The 17,277-nt window shown below is 46.9% G+C and carries 13 protein-coding genes; 6 read left to right on the top strand and 7 right to left on the bottom strand.

Annotated features, from left to right (window positions below):
* Nucleotides 1-6: 6 nt before the first annotated feature.
* Together coxB and lexA are read right to left on the bottom strand one after the other, a co-directional pair.
* Nucleotides 7-1,131, bottom strand: a complete 1,125-nt coding sequence (gene coxB, locus AC27G9_RS13020) for a cytochrome c oxidase subunit II (protein WP_487075237.1) — start codon at nucleotides 1,129-1,131, stop codon at nucleotides 7-9.
* A gap of 454 nt (nucleotides 1,132-1,585) precedes the next feature.
* Entirely contained in the window at nucleotides 1,586-2,209 is a 624-nt protein-coding gene (gene lexA, locus AC27G9_RS13015; RefSeq protein ID WP_487074867.1) for a transcriptional repressor LexA, read from the bottom strand.
* A 174-nt stretch (nucleotides 2,210-2,383) separates the two neighbouring features.
* On the opposite strand from lexA, the gene plsB reads away from it, so the two are divergent.
* Entirely contained in the window at nucleotides 2,384-4,828 is a 2,445-nt protein-coding gene (gene plsB, locus AC27G9_RS13010) for a glycerol-3-phosphate 1-O-acyltransferase PlsB (RefSeq protein WP_487074866.1), read from the top strand.
* A gap of 47 nt (nucleotides 4,829-4,875) precedes the next feature.
* The gene (locus AC27G9_RS13005) at nucleotides 4,876-5,877 is read left to right on the top strand and encodes a Kelch repeat-containing protein (RefSeq protein WP_487074865.1); all 1,002 of its coding nucleotides are present in this window, start codon (nucleotides 4,876-4,878) and stop codon (nucleotides 5,875-5,877) included.
* Between the two features lie 24 nt (nucleotides 5,878-5,901).
* Here the strand turns inward: AC27G9_RS13005 and ilvA are convergent, their stop codons facing one another.
* The 3 genes from ilvA to AC27G9_RS12990 are packed head-to-tail and all read right to left on the bottom strand — an operon-like array spanning nucleotide 5,902 to nucleotide 10,237.
* Complete coding sequence (ilvA, locus tag AC27G9_RS13000; RefSeq protein WP_487074864.1) at nucleotides 5,902-7,437, bottom strand: threonine ammonia-lyase, biosynthetic; 1,536 nt, start codon at nucleotides 7,435-7,437, stop codon at nucleotides 5,902-5,904.
* Entirely contained in the window at nucleotides 7,434-9,284 is a 1,851-nt protein-coding gene (ilvD, locus tag AC27G9_RS12995; protein WP_487074863.1) for a dihydroxy-acid dehydratase, read from the bottom strand. The genes ilvA and ilvD overlap by 4 nt, the downstream gene beginning before the upstream one ends.
* Nucleotides 9,285-9,304: 20 nt before the next feature.
* Entirely contained in the window at nucleotides 9,305-10,237 is a 933-nt protein-coding gene (locus AC27G9_RS12990; RefSeq protein ID WP_487074862.1) for a branched-chain amino acid transaminase, read from the bottom strand.
* Between the two features lie 465 nt (nucleotides 10,238-10,702).
* Between AC27G9_RS12990 and AC27G9_RS12985 the strand changes: the two genes are divergently transcribed.
* Both AC27G9_RS12985 and AC27G9_RS12980 read left to right on the top strand, forming a co-directional pair.
* Complete coding sequence (locus AC27G9_RS12985) at nucleotides 10,703-11,326, top strand: trimeric intracellular cation channel family protein (protein ID WP_487074861.1); 624 nt, start codon at nucleotides 10,703-10,705, stop codon at nucleotides 11,324-11,326.
* A gap of 58 nt (nucleotides 11,327-11,384) precedes the next feature.
* On the top strand, nucleotides 11,385-12,905 hold the full coding sequence (locus AC27G9_RS12980; protein ID WP_487074860.1) for a YifB family Mg chelatase-like AAA ATPase: 1,521 nt from the start codon (nucleotides 11,385-11,387) through the stop codon (nucleotides 12,903-12,905).
* On the opposite strand, the gene ilvY is transcribed toward AC27G9_RS12980, so the two are convergent.
* Nucleotides 12,887-13,750 (bottom strand): HTH-type transcriptional activator IlvY, encoded by an 864-nt coding sequence (ilvY, locus tag AC27G9_RS12975; protein WP_487074859.1) that lies wholly within the window; start codon nucleotides 13,748-13,750, stop codon nucleotides 12,887-12,889. The two genes, AC27G9_RS12980 and ilvY, sit on opposite strands and share 19 nt — an antisense overlap.
* Nucleotides 13,751-13,903: 153 nt before the next feature.
* On the opposite strand from ilvY, the gene ilvC reads away from it, so the two are divergent.
* A complete protein-coding gene (gene ilvC, locus AC27G9_RS12970; RefSeq protein ID WP_487074858.1) occupies nucleotides 13,904-15,385 on the top strand; it encodes a ketol-acid reductoisomerase in 1,482 nt (493 codons plus the stop codon).
* 225 nt (nucleotides 15,386-15,610) lie between these two features.
* Entirely contained in the window at nucleotides 15,611-15,937 is a 327-nt protein-coding gene (locus AC27G9_RS12965; protein ID WP_487074857.1) for a hypothetical protein, read from the top strand.
* Between the two features lies 1 nt (nucleotide 15,938).
* Here AC27G9_RS12965 and AC27G9_RS12960 read toward each other — a convergent pair whose 3' ends face one another.
* Nucleotides 15,939-17,168 (bottom strand): multidrug effflux MFS transporter, encoded by a 1,230-nt coding sequence (locus tag AC27G9_RS12960; protein WP_487074856.1) that lies wholly within the window; start codon nucleotides 17,166-17,168, stop codon nucleotides 15,939-15,941.
* Between the last annotated feature and the right edge of the window lie 109 nt (nucleotides 17,169-17,277).

Raw genomic sequence — 17,277 nt, 5'->3', positions numbered from 1 at the left:
GCGCTCCTAGTTACCAGTTGCGACGGCGTTGACGTCTTTAGGTTGAACAATGTCACCTGTGTTGTTACCCCAAGCATTTCGCTCATAAGTAACAACAGCCGCAACTTCTTTGAGACTTAACATTTTTCCAAATGCTTGCATTGCCGTACCGCTCTTGCCGTTTAATACGATGTCTATGTGTCCTTCGATGTCAGTCATTACCATCGAACTACCTTTAAGTGCAGGGAACACGCCTTGAAGACCCTCGCCGTTTGGCATGTGGCAAGCGGCACAAGTAGCGTTGTATACGCGTTCTCCTTCTGCCATTAACTCGTCCATCGACATATTCATCGCGAGCAAGCGTTGTTCTTCTTCTTTTGCGCGACGGCGAATATCTTCCTGCTCAGCCATCCATGCGTCGTATTCCGCTGGTGCTTTCGCGATGACAACAACAGGCATGAAACCGTGGTCTTTACCGCAAAGCTCCGCACACTGCCCACGATAGATGCCCGGCTCATTGACTTTCGTCCAAGCTTCATTGATAAATCCAGGGTTGGCGTCTTTTTTCACCGCAAAGTCAGGCACCCACCATGAATGGATGACGTCGTCAGATGTAATCAAAAAGCGAACTTTCTTACCGGTAGGAATGACAAGCGGGCGGTCTACCTCAAGCAGGTAGTTTTCACCTTTGTCCCACTTGTTTTCAATTTGTTCACGTTGGGTAGCCATGAGCGAGTAATATTCCACTTCGCTATCCATGTATTTGTAATGCCATTTCCACTGTGAACCGGTCACAACGACTGTGATATCGGCTTCCGTCGTGTCTTCCATTGCAATCAACGTTCGCGCTGCAGGCACTGCCATAAAGATGAGAATCAAAAATGGCACCACCGTCCAAGCGATTTCTACCTTAACGTTTTCATGGAAATTGGCTGGTTTCGCGCCGCGAGATTTGCGATGCAAGTACATAGAAATGAACATGGCGCCAAAGACAAGCACGCCAATAACGACACAGATAATGAACATTAGCATGTGAAGATCGTAAACTTGATTACTAATGTCTGTCGCCCCGCGTCTCAGATTGAGATCTGACACACCAGACGCTCCCCCGGTATCTGCCGCTACAACGAATGTAGATACACACCAAGCTATCAGTGCCACCCACAGTTTGTTAATGCTTTTCGAGAGTTTTGTCACTCAACACCTCCGCCCTAGACAAGTCTGCTGAATCGTCTTGATTGATGTTTTTTACACCACGAACTGTAAATGCAATTAAACATCTTTGTTATTGTTTTGTTAACATCTGTATAAGAATTACCCAAATTCAAACAATAGTCTAGTGCCATTTGCACAATACATGAGCAACAGGTTGTTTTTTAAACAACTTTGATATTTAGTTAGCGAGAAGACGCAAAAAAATAGTGGATATTAAATCACCCAAAATGGTGCAAAGAGGATTTTAAAGGCCGTGAATGTAGCCGTTTATATAAATAAATAGGTTAAGAAGCGTAAATGTTGAGGTTTTTAATATAGAAAAGTGATTATAAATAAAGAGGAGCAAGGGTTAACTATGATATTAGATAACCCTCAAAGATGACATTTATCCTTACATCCAATCCGCATTGCGAATCACACCAACCGCAATGCCTTCAATCGAGAATGGCTCGGATGCCAAGTCCACTTTGATCGGCGAAAATTCTTCATTTTCTGCGTGTAACAGCACCTCTCGGCCGCGTTTTTCTAGGCGCTTCACCGTGACGTCCTCATCGACTCGAGCGACAACAACCTGTCCATTGTGGACATCAGTGGTTTTGTGCACGGCGAGCAAATCTCCATCGAGTATGCCAATATCCTTCATACTCATCCCACTGACACGAAGTAGAAAATCAGCCTGTGGAGAGAACAGTTGGGGGTCGACTTTATAGTGAGACTCGACGTGCTCTTGTGCAAGAATAGGCTCCCCAGCGGCAACACGCCCAATTAACGGCAGTCCATGTTCCTCTTCTGTATCATCAAGTGGAATGTTTAATTTAATGCCACGAGACGTGCCCGGTAAAATTTCAATTACACCTTTTCGCGCCAACGCTTTTAAGTGTTCTTCTGCGGCGTTCGCAGATCGAAATCCCAACTGACGAGCAATTTCAGCACGAGTAGGCGGCATGCCCGTCTCTTGCATGGTCGTTTTGATGAGATTAAGCACTTCTTCTTGTCTGGGGGTAAGTGGACGCATAAACAGCCTGTTTTTCTATACAGTTAACTGGCAGTATATACAGTTGATGTCAAAGATCAATAAAGTACAGACACATTTACTTGCAATATACAGATTTGTTTTTGTGAAAACGCCTACACTTTTTAAATCATGATAAAATACATGCGATTCTTTAAATAACAGGAAAACAGATTGATGTCGTGGACGCGTAAAGCACTACTGTCGGTGTTTCATTATCCAGTGAAATGGTTAGTTCGAGCCCACAGTATTCCGGCGAATGTAGAGACCGAATTGGGTATAGATAAATCTAAACCTATTTTATACCTTTTACCGTCTGACTCTGTCACAGACCACTTAGCCGTTAAAATGACGGCACAATCTCTTGGTCTGCCTGACCCGACTAAAACTCTCTCTCTCAATGGCCAAGAACACCCTTCAACCCTGTTTTTGCGCAAAACCCAACCCTTGTTCAACCGCACACCGCAAGACACGGGCATTGAATCAGCATTTACTCAACTTTTTCACGTTCATCGAGACTATCCAGAAATGGATATGCAGATCGTCCCTGTTTTCATTTCTTGGGGCAGGGCACCAGACAAAGGCAAGCCGGGTTTCGGTGACTTAATCGCCGATAATGCTGCGCCAAGTTGGCTACGCAAATTGTTTATCGTGCTGTTTTTAGGTCGAGATAACTTCATCAGCTTTAGTAAAGCGGTATCCACTCGCGAAATGGCTAACCAGCACGGTAGCGATCAGAAAATCGCCCACAAGCTAGTTCGTGTAGCGAGCACTCACTTTCAAAGAAAACGCCAAGGAATGACAGGTCCAACACTATTAGAGCGGCAAGAGTTACACAATGCTGTGTTGGGTTCGGAAATGGTCAAGAAGGCTTTGAAAGATGAAGCCGCTTCTCGAAAAATCAGTCCTGAAAAGGCCAGGGAAAAAGCAAAAGGTTATATTGAAGAAGTCGCAGGAGACTACCGAGAGGGCCTGATTCGATTCGGCGACCGGATTCTCACTCGGATTTGGAACAAAATTTACAACGGCATTAGCGTAGGTCATGCAGAACGAATCCGAGAACTCGCACAAAACGGTCATGAGATCATCTATGTGCCCTGTCACCGCAGCCACATGGACTATCTGTTGTTGACCTACGTCATCTATCACGAAGGTATGGTGACTCCACATATTGCAGCAGGTATTAACCTCAATTTTTGGCCTGTTGGCAAGATATTCAGACGCGCGGGAGCCTTCTTTTTGCGCCGCAGTTTCGCTGGAAACAAACTCTATACTGCCGTATTCCGTGAATACCTTGAGCTGCTTTTTAACAAAGGGTATTCGGTAAAATATTATCCCGAAGGCGGTAGAAGCCGAACAGGGCGTATTATTCCACCCAAAACAGGCATGTTAGCAATGACCTTACAAGCACTTATCAAAGGCGTAAACCGTCCTGTGAGTATCGTGCCTGTTTACATTGGCTACGAGCATGTCATGGAAGTCAAAAGCTATCTCAAAGAGCTGAAAGGCAAGTCGAAGCAAAAAGAGTCGCCGGCACAGATTTTTTCGGCGATTAGAAAACTCAAGAATTACGGGCACGGCTTTGTCAACTTCGGCGAACCGGTGCAACTTAACCATTTTCTCGAAAAGCAGGTACCTGAGTGGCGCGATGCCGTCAGTCAAGAACCGGATAAAAAGCCTGCCTGGCTGACGCCGACAGTCAACGAGCTTGCCAATACTGTGATGCTGAACGTAAACAAGGCGGCGGCCGTTAACGGGATGGCGCTAACAGCGTTGTGTCTTTTGTCGTCAAAAACCCGCGCGATGAGCGAAGGTGAGCTAGTACAGGCTATCGATGATTATCTCTCACTGCTGAAAACCGCGCCGTACAGCAGCGATGCCACGTTACCCGAGCAGGATGCAAAAGCGTTGCTTGACTCGACGCTGGCACTGAAGCGTTTAAATGTCACTGAAGACAATTATGGCAAAGTCATTGAAGCACAGGGAATGGGAGCAGTTTACCTGACCTATTACCGCAACAATATCCTGCACTTGTTTGCGTTGCCGAGTTTGGTTATGAGCGCCATTTTTGCTCACAATGGCATAGAAAAGGGCAAGTTACTGCAATTGGTCAGTGCGTTATACCCACTGCTACAAAAAGAATTGTTCATGTACATGAGCCAAGACGAAGCGCTCAAGTACACAGATCAGCTGGTTAGCGCGATGAAAGAGATTGGCTTGATTCAGCAAAAAGGTAGAAAGCTTGCAGCGCCCGACGCACAAAGTGTTCATTTCCATTCCGCTTGGCTACTCAGCCGCAGTATTCAGGACACACTACAACGTTACGGTGTTGTATTGACCATACTGGAAAAAGAGGGAGCGATGAGCCGAGGCACATTGGAAAAAACGAGCCGTAAAGTTGCCGAACGTCTATCGAAGCTGTATGGCCTAAACTCACCAGAGTTTTACGACAAAAATGTGCTGTCATCGTTTATTTCTGCACTTAAAGACAACCACTGGCTAGATCAAACCCAAGATGGTAGTTTGAAAGCGACGGAAGAAAGCCAAGGACTGCGTCAAGATGTAATGGCGCTCGTTTGGCCAGAGATAGCTCAACACTTGGAGAAAGTTGAGTTAAACTAATCGACTCGGGGTGACATGAGGTCACCCCATCAACAACAAGGACGGTTATGAATAACTTATTTAAAGCCTACATTGTGGCGTTGTTTTCATTTCTTGGCGCCACTGCGTGCCAAACCACGACCCACTCACTAGACGAAAACCTCAGTAATACTTCACAAATTATTGAGATGAATGAATCCCGCTATGGCATGGCAACGGCCAAGGTTGGCAATCAACTCTATGTTTTCGGAGGTACCGGTTTTCGCGGTCTATTGGGAACGGTAGAACAAATCGACCTGGATACGGGCAATGTGGTTAAACTGCCGATCTCACTCATCCCTCGACGTTACCATAGCGCCATTTATGATGGCAAAGACACCATTTACATTGTCGGTGGCGAGTCGTTAAACAAACGTTCTAGAATGAATATGGAGCAACGCGTTGAGATGCTTAACATTCGCACCATGGAAGTCACATTTGGACCCAAACTTCACGCCGCTACCACTCAAAATACTGGCGTAGCTATCGGTAATGAAATCTTTATTGTTGGCGGCGATTATTTGGCAGCAAAAGGTCGCCACCAAAAAGCGCTCAAGTCGACCAAACTCGTCGCTGTTTTAGACACCAATAGTAATCAGTGGCTATCTGGCCCCTCAATGCTTGCGGCAAAAGCAACCAGTGCGGTGAACTATAAAAACGACATGTACGTTGTGGGAGGATACGACCAGAACAAGGCGATGGCGGTGTTTGAAAAATTAGATTCAAAAGCCAACGAATGGTCCCCAATGCCACCACCACCTAAGCCAGTGAGTGCACATGCAACAGCTGTTATCAAAAACAAACTATACACCTTTGGTGCATACGAGTTTACAGACCAAGTAATGGAATTTGATTTTGCTACCAATGAGTGGCGAGAACTATCTCTAGACTTTACCGGGGTAAGGCATGCAGAAGCGATATCCTATAACAATCATATCTATCTTGTTGGCGGACTCATTTCGTTAGCCGCTGGACCCGTCAACAAAATTCAAAAATTTCGCTATGCGGATTTAGAAATAGCAGCTAATTAGCTGCTATTTCTCGGTCATGTTGCCCTAATGATTTGATAAGAAAAATTGATAGGCCGGGTTTGAAGAAACATCCTGATACTCATAATTTAGCGCATTGAGATGTGATTCAAACTCGCTACGGCTCTGTGGGGGGACTTCGAATCCCGCTAGCACTAAGCCTTCCGCCGCACCGTGATTCCGATAGTGAAACAAAGTAATATTCCAAAGCTCGCCGAGCGTATTGAGGAAATTGAGTAAGGCCCCGGGGTATTCGGGAAACTCAAAGCTCAATACCGTCTCATTGATGATAGAGGGCGGTCGGCCACCGACCATATGTCTCACATGCAGCTTAGCCAATTCATTGTCCGACAGATCAAAACACGCGTAACCCTTCGACCCCAATTCATCCGTTAATGCGTGATATTCAGCCATACCACCTTTTAACTTCACGCCAACAAAAATATGCGCTTCACTATCGCTCGAATACCGATAGTTGAACTCGGTAATGGTTTTACCGCCAAGGCATTCACAAAACTGCTTAAACGCCCCTTTTCTCTCGGGAATTTTGACCGCAAAGACCGCTTCTTTTTGTTCACCTAATTCACAACGTTCCGAGACATATCTCAGTGTATGGAAGTTGATATTTGCGCCACACAGAATCCCGCCGAGGTTGAGACCTTTTACGTCATTCGCTTTCACGTATTTGCGAATTGCTGCGACTGACAGTGCCCCAGCAGGCTCAGCAATAACACGGGTATCGTCGAAAATATCTTTGATGGCGGCACAGATTTCATCGTTATTGACGGTAATCACGTCATCTAAATACGCTTGGCAAAGGCGGAATGTTTCGCTCCCCATTAGCTTAACCGCGACACCGTCAGCAAAAATACCCACGCTGTCTAGTGGTGTCGGCTCACCTTTGGCCAACGCCGCTTTAAAACAAGCTGACTCTTCAGACTCAACGGCAATGAGCTTAATGCTCGGTTTAATCTGTTTGAGATAAACCGCGATTCCCGCCGCCAGTCCACCACCGCCAACCGCAATGAACAGCACATCTAGATTTGGATTTTGCTCCAAAATTTCGCGAGCGATTGTACCTTGCCCAGCAATGACATCCGGCTCATCGAAAGGCGGAATCATGGTGAAGCCTTGCTCCGCGGCTAAGCACTTTGCGTGATCACTTGCTTGATCAAAGCTAGTTCCGTGAAGTACGACATTAACCCTCTCTCCACCAAAGCGACGCACTGCATCAATCTTGATATCAGGGGTGGTTTCCGGCATGACAATTGTCGCGTTGATGCCTTTCATCTTGGCACTGTAAGCGACACCTTGCGCATGATTGCCCGCTGACGCGGCGACGACACCTCGAGAAGCTTGTTCCGCCGTCAATGCCGCTATACGGTTGTAGGCTCCGCGTAATTTGAACGATTTTACGGGCTGCTGGTCTTCGCGTTTTAAGTAAATTTGGTTGCCCAGTTCAGCGGATAAGCGCTGTAAGTAGGCAAGGTCCGAATTCACTGCAACGTCATAAACCGGCGCCACTAGAATTTTTTTGAGATACTCGTGTGCCGATACCGTCATACGTCTTCCAACTTAGACGGATCGCGCACTGCGCCTTTGTCGGCACTGGTTGCCAACAAGGCAAACGTCTTTAACGAAAGCGAAATATCGCGATGGCGATTCTTTGGCTTCCACGGTTTTTCACTGTTATTCATCGCTTCTCGACGCGTTGCAAGCTCGTCTTCTGACACCAACATATTGATAGTGCGATTTGGGATGTCGATTTCAATCGTATCGCCTTCTTCGACAAGCCCAATTCCACCGCCTGATGCCGCTTCTGGCGAACAGTGTCCGATCGATAGTCCCGATGTACCACCTGAGAATCGTCCGTCTGTGATCAAAGCACAGGCTTTGCCCAGCCCTTTGGATTTAAGATAAGACGTTGGGTACAGCATTTCCTGCATACCAGGTCCGCCTTTCGGACCTTCATAGCGAATGATGACGACATCGCCTTCCACAACCTGGTCGCCTAAGATGGCCGCCACGGCGTCGTCTTGGCTCTCATAAATTCGAGCTCGACCGGTAAATTTATGAATCGATTCATCAACGCCAGCCGTTTTTACAATACACCCATCTTCGGCCAAGTTGCCAAACAAGACAGCCAAACCACCTTCTTGGCTGTAGGCATTTTCAATGCTGCGAATGCAGCCGTTTTCGCGATCGGCGTCGGCGTCTGGCCAACGGCAGTCTTGACTGAACGCTTTGGTCGTGCGAATTCCTGCAGGACCGGCACGGTAAAACGTATTTGCTTGCTCATTGTCTTCTTGAGTGATGTCCCATTGAGAAATAACTTCCCCCATAGACCCACCCAAAACATGATGACAGTCGTCGTGTAACAATTTGGCTTTGTTTAACTCATTCAGAATACCCAAAACCCCACCCGCTCGGTGGACATCTTCCATGTGATATTTTTGCGTCGACGGCGCAACTTTGCACAGATGTGGCACTTTGCGGGACAAACGATCGATGTCTTCCATCGAGAAAGGGACTTTACCTTCGATAGCCGCAGCCAATAAGTGCAAAATAGTATTGGTTGAGCCGCCCATCGCAATATCGAGGCTCATGGCGTTCTCGAAAGCATTAAAGTTGGCAATATTACGAGGAAGCGCACTAGCATCATCGTTTTTGTACCAACGCTCACACAAGTCTACGATCACTTTACCCGCTTTGATAAAGAGTTGCTCACGGTCCGCATGGGTGGCCAGCATTGAGCCATTTCCAGGCAAAGATAAGCCAAGTGCTTCGGTTAAACAGTTCATTGAATTAGCAGTGAACATACCAGAGCACGAACCGCACGTGGGGCAAGCCGAACGCTCGATTTCTTCACTGTCAGCGTCACTGACTTTGTCATCCGCGGCTGCAACCATGGCATCAACTAAATCGAGTTTAATGATCTGATCAGAAAGTTTAGTTTTGCCAGCCTCCATCGGGCCGCCAGAAACAAATACCACGGGTATGTTTAAGCGCATTGCAGCCATCAACATTCCGGGAGTAATTTTGTCGCAGTTAGAAATACACACGAGCGCGTCAGCACAATGAGCGTTTGCCATATATTCTACTGCATCAGCAATGATTTCACGTGATGGCAAGCTGTACAGCATGCCGCTGTGCCCCATCGCAATACCATCGTCAACTGCGATGGTGTTGAATTCTTTGGCTACGCCGCCCGCTTCTTCGATGCTTCGGGCGACGAGTTGGCCAAGGTCTTTGAGGTGGACATGCCCGGGGACAAACTGCGTAAATGAGTTAGCAACCGCAATAATCGGCTTGCCAAAGTCATTGTCTTTCATTCCAGTGGCGCGCCACAATGCGCGGGCGCCAGCCATATTTCTTCCTTGAGTTGTTGTCGCAGATCGTAATTTAGGCATGATAAATTCCAGTCAAAGAGTTATTTGTAAACCGGTGTCAACCAGTTCCATTTGTCAGGTGTTGAGCCATTGAATAGGCCGAAGAACATGTCCTGAACTTGTTTAGTGATAGGGCCACGGCCGCCATTACCCACTTCAATTCCATCTACGCTGCGTACAGGCGTCACTTCCGCTGCCGTACCGCACATTAGAATTTCGTCAGCGAGATACATAGCTTCACGAGGAATATTCTCTTCGCGAACTTCGTAACCCATTTCTTTTAGCAAGGTGATAACGGTATCGCGGGTGATACCAGGTAAAATCGCTGCCGTTTTTGGTGTCGTGCTCACTACGCCATTACGGATAACGAAAATGTTTTCACCTGCACCTTCACTGATGTAACCGTTGCGGTCGAGTGCAATACCTTCGCCATACCCATGGCGACGGGCTTCCATTGAAATAAGCTGTGAAGACAAGTAGTTACCACCGGCTTTTGCACCAGTAGGCATCGTATTTGCCGCTAAACGGTTCCAAGAAGAGATACCTGCATCAACGCCATTTTTCAGCGCTTCTTCGCCCAGATATGCACCCCACTCAAATGCCGCTATCGTAACTTCAGTTTCTTGGCCAAATGGCACTTGTAGCCCCATACCGATATCACCGTAGAACGCGATTGGTCTGATATAAGCAGACTTCAACTGGTTTTCACGAATAATATCAATGGTGCCCTGGTTAATTTGGTCCAAAGTGTACGGGATAGTCATTCGATATATTTTTGCAGAATCGAACAAACGACGGTTGTGGTCATGCAGACGGAACACACATGTGCCCTGGTCTGGAGTGTTGTACGCACGAACACCTTCAAATACCGATGAACCGTAATGAATTGCGTGACTCATTACGTGAACCGTGGCGTTTTGCCAAGGGATGATTTCACCATTAAACCAAATTAAGTCAGCAGGTTGCTTAGCCATGTTTATTCCTTATTGAACCAGACATCGTGTTGTCCGAAAAAACCGCGTATATCGCGAAATTAATACCGCAACGAATAATACATGACAGCAGAACGAGTCCCAAACGGTTCAAGCTTGATTTGCCACTAGCAAGTTCAAACTTTAGTTTACGCTGGGCGCTGGTTACGTGTGCTATCGCACAAGCACAACTATTCGAGCGACTTTAGCTCGACAAAGACTAAGGTGACAGAATCTGTCAAAAATCAACAAGATAGGAATATTCGAAAAGGCATTCACTTGGCTGAGTGAAGAATTCAGTGTGGCTGCACTGCTTTGCCTTTTTTACAAATACCATGATTGACCTTGTACTAGCAAGGAGTTTTGTCTAGTTGCGAGGTGCAATCATCCATTGCTATCAGTGGTAAGCGCGATTAAAAACGACTACTCTAGCGATTCTCACTTATCACCATTTTCAAAGAGGGTTCAATGGGCGACTGGTTTCATTGGCTGAATCTGATCGGCGTAGCCGTTTGCGCTATCTCGGGAACATTGATGGCCTACCAGAAACGCATGGATGGATTCGGTGTCATTGTGCTCGCTTCTGTAACCGCCATTGGTGGTGGGACGCTGCGAGATATCATGTTAGATGTGCCGGTCTTTTGGATAGTTGAACCCGATTACGTCTATTCCACCTTGTTCGCCGCAATAGGCACCATCGTCTGGCTCCGTTTTACCCCCCGCTTTCCCTATCACTACCTATTGATCGCCGATGCATTTGGTTTGGCTTTATTTAATGTTGTGGGCCTAGAAAAGGCATTAGTCAATGGCACACCTATGGTCGTGGCTATCGCTATGGGCACGATCACAGGTGTTTTTGGTGGGCTTTTGCGAGATGTGATTTGCCGCGAGGTGCCTCTGGTTTTAGTTGGCGAGCTCTATGCGTTTACCTGTATTTGTGGTGGGCTGGTGTACGCTTTGTGTGCGCACATTGGTATCGACAGTCAGTTGTGCGGATTAGGCGCCTTAATAACGACAGTGCTTATGCGCCTTGGTGCAATGCGATGGCATTGGCAACTGCCTGTATTTAGCGCTGATAAATCTGGGCCCTAGACCAGTATTTCACATTGCCTTGGCTCGATAATATAAGCGGCTCAACGGGAGAGCGCTTATGGGCATAGCTATTATCCATACACGGGCAGGACAGGGCTTAGAAGCGCCCAAAGTTTCAGTAGAAGTTCATTTGGCCAATGGGCTACCCGGATTTCACCTTGTCGGTTTAGCTGAAACCGCGGTCAAAGAGGCGAGGGATAGAGTACGAGGAGCACTCATCAACTCCGGTTTCGAGTTCCCGGCCAAACGTATTACCGTCAACCTTGCCCCGGCCGATGTGCCAAAGTCTGGTGGTCGCTACGACTTACCAATAGCCCTTGGCATACTAGCTGCCAGCGGTTTACTTCCTGAAGGGTGTTTATCCGACGTAGAATGCATAGGCGAATTAGGCCTAACTGGTGACATAAGGCCAATCAAAGGTACCATCCCAGCCGCCCTAATGTGTCATAAAGACAACAAAACACTATTGCTACCTGTTGACAATGAACACGAAGCAGCAATGGTAAGCGGCTTGGCGTTTATCGCTGCTCAGCGATTACTTGATGTGTACTTGCATTTCACGGATAAACGTTTGCTAACACGCCACATCGCTAAACCACATCATCCTTCTGACACTGAGCATTGCCAAGCGCACTGGGATGATATTATTGGCCAAGGCGCGGCAAAGCGCGCACTACTGATTGCTGCGTCTGGCGGGCATAACATCCTCTTTGTCGGGCCACCGGGAACAGGAAAAAGCCTCCTCGCGAGCCGCCTGATAGAGCTTCTCCCTGCCATGACATTGCAAGAAGCCTTATCATCTGCCGCGATTCGTTCGATCAAAGGTGAGCATATTGATCATTCTGCTTTATTCCAGCGGCCCTTTCGTCAACCTCACCACACCGCTTCAGCGGTCGCATTGATCGGTGGAGGCACCCACCCAATGCCAGGAGAGATATCGCTCGCTCACAACGGCGTATTGTTTATGGATGAACTACCAGAATTTGGCAGACAAGTATTGGACGTGATGCGTGAACCTTTGGAGACGGGTGCCGTCGACATCGCCCGTGCATCAGGGTCTGCGAGTTTTCCCGCTCAATTTCAATTAGTTGCCGCTATGAACCCAAGCCCAACGGGGGACATTGATGATGGTAGAAGTACACCCGACCAAATTTTACGCTATTTAAACCGTTTATCTGGACCACTGCTAGACCGAATCGATCTTCAGGTTGATGTACCAAAACTACCAGACTACGTGTTACCCCAAATTACCTCAACCCACTGTGATTCTGCCTTTGAAGCCAAACAGCGCGTTGTTGCAACGAGGCAACGCCAATGGCAGCGTCAGGGCAAAATTAATCAAAAACTCAGCAGCAGTGAACTGGCCCATCACTGTATGATGTCCGAAGATGATTTAAACCAAGTTAAGCAGTGGTGCGGACAACTCAAGCTTTCAATGCGAGTTTTTCATCGCGCATTGAAAGTCGCCAGAACCATCGCCGATATCGATGAAGCAAAGCGTGTTACACACAAGCATGTCGCAGAAGCTCTGGGGTTTAGAGCACTTGATAAACTAATAAATCAATTGAACTGCGACTGAAATAGGGCGTCAATAAGTGGTTCTGTCCGGCGAGACTGCAAACAACACAAGCCCAACTCATATCCTTCTACGTCATCCACTATAATTCGCGACACACTGGATGCCATCGTCGAATTATCAAGCACGATTTGCGGTACAAATGCCACGCCACAACCCAGCGCCACCATACTGACGATAGCTTCGTTGCCCGCCACCTGCGCATACACATTTGGCCTAATGTTATGTTCTGCAAACCAGTGATAGGCAATGCGTCGACTTGGACCATGTTCTGGCATGACAACGGGATGCTGACGCCAATCGATATGGCTGAGCTGAGTGAGACGCCAGTCTCTTGGTGCAATAAGTACCAGTGGAATGTGGCCCAATCTGGAAAACACTAAGTCGGTTGGAAAATCTGGCGTATGAATACCAATGGAAACGTCACACAGTTTGTTTTTGACATTGTCAATCGACAGCCCTGGGTCACCTGTCACCAAGCGCAAATCTACACCCGGGTACTGTTGCCGAAAACTATTGAGTACCGAAGGTAGAAAACTTTGGCTCGCTGTGACTGAGCAGTACAAGCTCAGCTCTCCTTGGAGTGTTTCGCTGTCTTGTTTCAGCTCTTTTTGTAATCCTTGCCAGTCTTGCAACGTTTGCTGCGCAAAAGTCAGAAGCTTGTGTCCACTGTGAGTCAACGCAACAGAACGATTGTCACGCTTAAACAGCACACAGCCACACTCTTCTTCAAGCCTTTGAATCGCTCGACTTAATGTTGATGGCGACACAAACATAGCCTCTGCGGTTTCACCAAAATGCAGTGTTGAGGCAAGGTGTGTAAATAGCTGCAGACTTCGAAAATCCATTAATATTTCACATTTTGCAATACAGTTTTGCAAATATATCATTTTTCAAAACAAAAGGAATACACTAAGCTCAATCCCAAGTCGTCATTGACGAGGTCATCAACGCCAAGGTTGGTGTTGGTAACAACAAGTATTCGATGTTCGGAATTATATATGGCTAATTATTTCAATACCCTGTCTCTGCGCCAGCAATTGGACCAACTAGGTCGCTGTCGCTTCATGCAGCGTGACGAATTCGCTGATGGCTGTCAGCACCTTAAAGGAAAAAAGATAGTTATCGTCGGCTGCGGCGCTCAGGGCCTTAACCAAGGTCTTAACATGCGCGATTCAGGGCTAGATGTTGCTTACGCATTGCGCCAAGCAGCAATTGACGAAAAGCGCGAATCATTCGTTCGTGCAACGTCTAACGGTTTTACTGTGGGGACTTATCAGGAACTGATTCCTACGGCGGATTTGGTTTACAACCTAACGCCAGATAAGCAACACGCAAGCGTAGTTGAAGCGGTAATGCCGCTTATGAAACAAGGCGCATCTTTGGGCTACTCTCACGGTTTCAACGTGGTAGAAGAAGGCCAACAGATTCGCAGCGACATCACGGTTGTGATGTGTGCGCCCAAGAGCCCAGGCTCTGAAGTTAGAGAAGAATACAAGCGCGGTTTTGGTGTACCAACACTAATCGCAGTTCACCCTGAGAATGATCCTAACAACGAAGGTTGGGATATCGCAAAAGCTTTGGCTAGCGCAACAGGCGGCGACAGAGCTGGAGTACTAGAATCTTCTTTTGTTGCTGAAGTTAAGTCTGACTTAATGGGTGAACAAACCATCTTGTGCGGAATGCAACAGGTTGGCGCTGTACTCGCTTACGAGAAAATGATTGCTGATGGTATCGACTCGGCTTATGCCGGTGCCTTAATTCAATACGGATTAGAAGCGATCACCGAAGCTCTTAAAATCGGTGGCGTGACTAATATGATGGATCGCTTGTCTAACCCAGCTAAAGTCAAAGCTTACGACTTATCAGAAGAATTGACTACGATGCTTCGTCCACTATTCGAAAAGCATCAAGATGACATCATTAGTGGCGAATTCTCTCGCGTTATGATGGAAGACTGGGCAAATGGTGATGCCAACCTGCTTAAATGGCGTGAAGAAACGGGTGAAACTGGTTTCGAAAATGCGCCAGCATATGAAGGTAAAATCAGCGAGCAAGAGTTTTTTGACAATGGCATTTTGCTAGTTGCAATGATCAAATCTGGTGTAGAACTCGCGTTCGACGTAATGGTTGAAGCAGGCATACTTCCTGAGTCAGCGTATTATGAATCGCTTCACGAGACACCGTTGATCTCAAACACAATTGCTAGAAAGCGTTTATATGAAATGAATGTCGTCATTTCTGATACGGCGGAGTACGGTAACTACCTATTTGCCAACGCAGCAATCCCATTGTTACGAGAAAAATTAATGCCTAACATCGACACTAGCCTAATCGGCCGAGGTTTAGATGTTAGCTCAAACCAAGTGGAAAATATGCGCTTAGTAGAGGTTAACGAAGCCATTCGTTCTCACGGTGTAGAAACCATTGGTAAAGAATTACGCGGCTACATGACTGACATGAAAGCCATTATCGAAGCGTAAAACGTTTCTGTCGTTAGGTGCTTAACCAAGCCCTCTTGCCCGACCTTTTGGTCGGGCTTTTTTATATCTAAAATATGTTGCTGTTTAGCGACACACAAAAATATCCTTTTAAATCAAGGCACGGATTTAATTAGGTTTTTATCTTGGCACGATTCCTGATTTAATATGCGCCATTAAGAGTATTCAAGCGTAAAACCATTGTTTTATCGGTAACTGGGTGTAGTAATGTCGAAGGAAATTAGCCGTCTCCACAGGATTGGCGATTGGGTGTTTGAAGTAAAAATGGTAAGAGCGCTAAAAACCGAAGAATATGGACAGCCTTACAGTGCAGTTTCAACACTGACACTGAATGGTGATAACGTGTTTATCGACAGTCAACTTAGCCGTATTGGCGAAGAACTCACTCGGGAAGACTGTGATACCTTGTACGAATTTTGCGAATCGATGGGCGCTTCACAAATCCACTTTGACCGCATCCGCAATGGCAAACGCCAGTCAAAAGTTGTCGATATCATCAAGCGAGAAAAGCGCCAAGCAGCAAACGATCAGTAGATTACTGTGAAGCGTCATAAGCGCGGTTGCCCACGATCATAGCAATTTGCGCAAGTGCGAAGAAAACCAAAAAGCCCAATCCGATTGGGTAAAGATTATCATCGACAAAGCTATCGATAAGAGTCGCTATAGGTACGGCAAACATACTGGTCATAGAACCGATGATAGCCGCCCCGAGTCCAGCGACGTCACCAAGCGGAATCATTGCGATTGCGTTCAAATTTCCAAACAATACGCCGACAAAGAAAAACCCGACAAACAGCGTCGATACTGTCATCCACATCGGTGGCAAACCACCGTATGCGACTAATAGGCAGTTGAACACGACAGCAAAACAGATTGCTCCCGCTACGGCCCATTTACACAAGGTTCTCATGCCCAAACGCATTACCATTTTGCCATTGAAGAATGAGGCGAGTCCGATAGACGACGCCAGCGTAGCGAAAATATAGGGAAAAATATCGGCAGATTCATAGAATCCCGAGAAGATGGTTTGTGAAGCACTGAGGTAAGCTAAAAATGCGCCAAATATAAGCCCCATTGCCAGCGCATAACTCATCACTGAGACGTTGGTCAAAATGAAACGGCAGGAACTAAAAAAACGGTCCCAAGAAAATGGGTGACGATGGGCTCTTGGCAACGTTTCCGGCTGGCGCGCAAAAAACCAAGCCGCAGTGATGAGTGTCACGATAAGGAAAAAGCCAAAGATATATGGCCATGAATATACGTTGAGTATCAATTGTCCCACCATAGGCGCAAGCATAGGGACAAGTATGAAAACCATCATGATGAAAGACATAACTTTTGCCATACCCTCACCGACAAACAGGTCGCGAATAACCGCCATCGCTGCTATTCTCGGGCCCGATACGCCAAAAGCTTGCACTAAACGCCCGAGCAACATGATTTCCATAGTAGGCGCGAACATACAGATTATGGTACCCACTGCGAAAATCAAACATCCCACTAGGATTGTCAAACGACGCCCTCTACTGTCAGCAAAGGGGCCAAAAAACAACTGACCTACCGCCATACCAGCAAAGAAGATAGACACAATTAGATGCGCTTGTTGAGAGCTAGCCGCATTTAAGTCGTGACCGATTTGATCCAGCGCAGGCAACATCGCATCAATCGCTAGGGCGACTAGCGAAGTCAGTAACGCCATTAGGCTGACGAACTCGAACATGCTCAAAGTGGGTGTGGCGCGATACGACTCAGATGAGGAGGTCATGTACTCTCAACTCTTGGATAGATAAACACACCATTCTACCTTAGTTTTTCGAGATGTATTGAATGGTTTTCGTTAAAACGATTATCAAATCAGACAGAGTCAATGCGGT

This window comes from Alteromonas sp. 5NS40-0096, assembly GCF_057544385.1.
Note: the sequence above shows the minus strand (reverse complement) of the source record. Positions and strands in the feature narration are given on the sequence as shown.

Excerpts from the sequence above, each read along its gene's own strand:
- lexA (WP_487074867.1), bottom strand. The coding sequence starts at position 2,209 with ATGCGTCCACTTACCCCCAGACAAGAAGAAGTGCTTAATCTCATCAAA.
- plsB (WP_487074866.1), top strand. The coding sequence starts at position 2,384 with ATGTCGTGGACGCGTAAAGCACTACTGTCGGTGTTTCATTATCCAGTG.
- AC27G9_RS13005 (WP_487074865.1), top strand. The coding sequence starts at position 4,876 with ATGAATAACTTATTTAAAGCCTACATTGTGGCGTTGTTTTCATTTCTT.
- ilvA (WP_487074864.1), bottom strand. The coding sequence starts at position 7,437 with ATGACGGTATCGGCACACGAGTATCTCAAAAAAATTCTAGTGGCGCCG.
- ilvD (WP_487074863.1), bottom strand. The coding sequence starts at position 9,284 with ATGCCTAAATTACGATCTGCGACAACAACTCAAGGAAGAAATATGGCT.
- AC27G9_RS12990 (WP_487074862.1), bottom strand. The coding sequence starts at position 10,237 with ATGGCTAAGCAACCTGCTGACTTAATTTGGTTTAATGGTGAAATCATC.
- AC27G9_RS12985 (WP_487074861.1), top strand. The coding sequence starts at position 10,703 with ATGGGCGACTGGTTTCATTGGCTGAATCTGATCGGCGTAGCCGTTTGC.
- AC27G9_RS12980 (WP_487074860.1), top strand. The coding sequence starts at position 11,385 with ATGGGCATAGCTATTATCCATACACGGGCAGGACAGGGCTTAGAAGCG.
- ilvY (WP_487074859.1), bottom strand. The coding sequence starts at position 13,750 with ATGGATTTTCGAAGTCTGCAGCTATTTACACACCTTGCCTCAACACTG.
- ilvC (WP_487074858.1), top strand. The coding sequence starts at position 13,904 with ATGGCTAATTATTTCAATACCCTGTCTCTGCGCCAGCAATTGGACCAA.
- AC27G9_RS12965 (WP_487074857.1), top strand. The coding sequence starts at position 15,611 with ATGTCGAAGGAAATTAGCCGTCTCCACAGGATTGGCGATTGGGTGTTT.
- AC27G9_RS12960 (WP_487074856.1), bottom strand. The coding sequence starts at position 17,168 with ATGACCTCCTCATCTGAGTCGTATCGCGCCACACCCACTTTGAGCATG.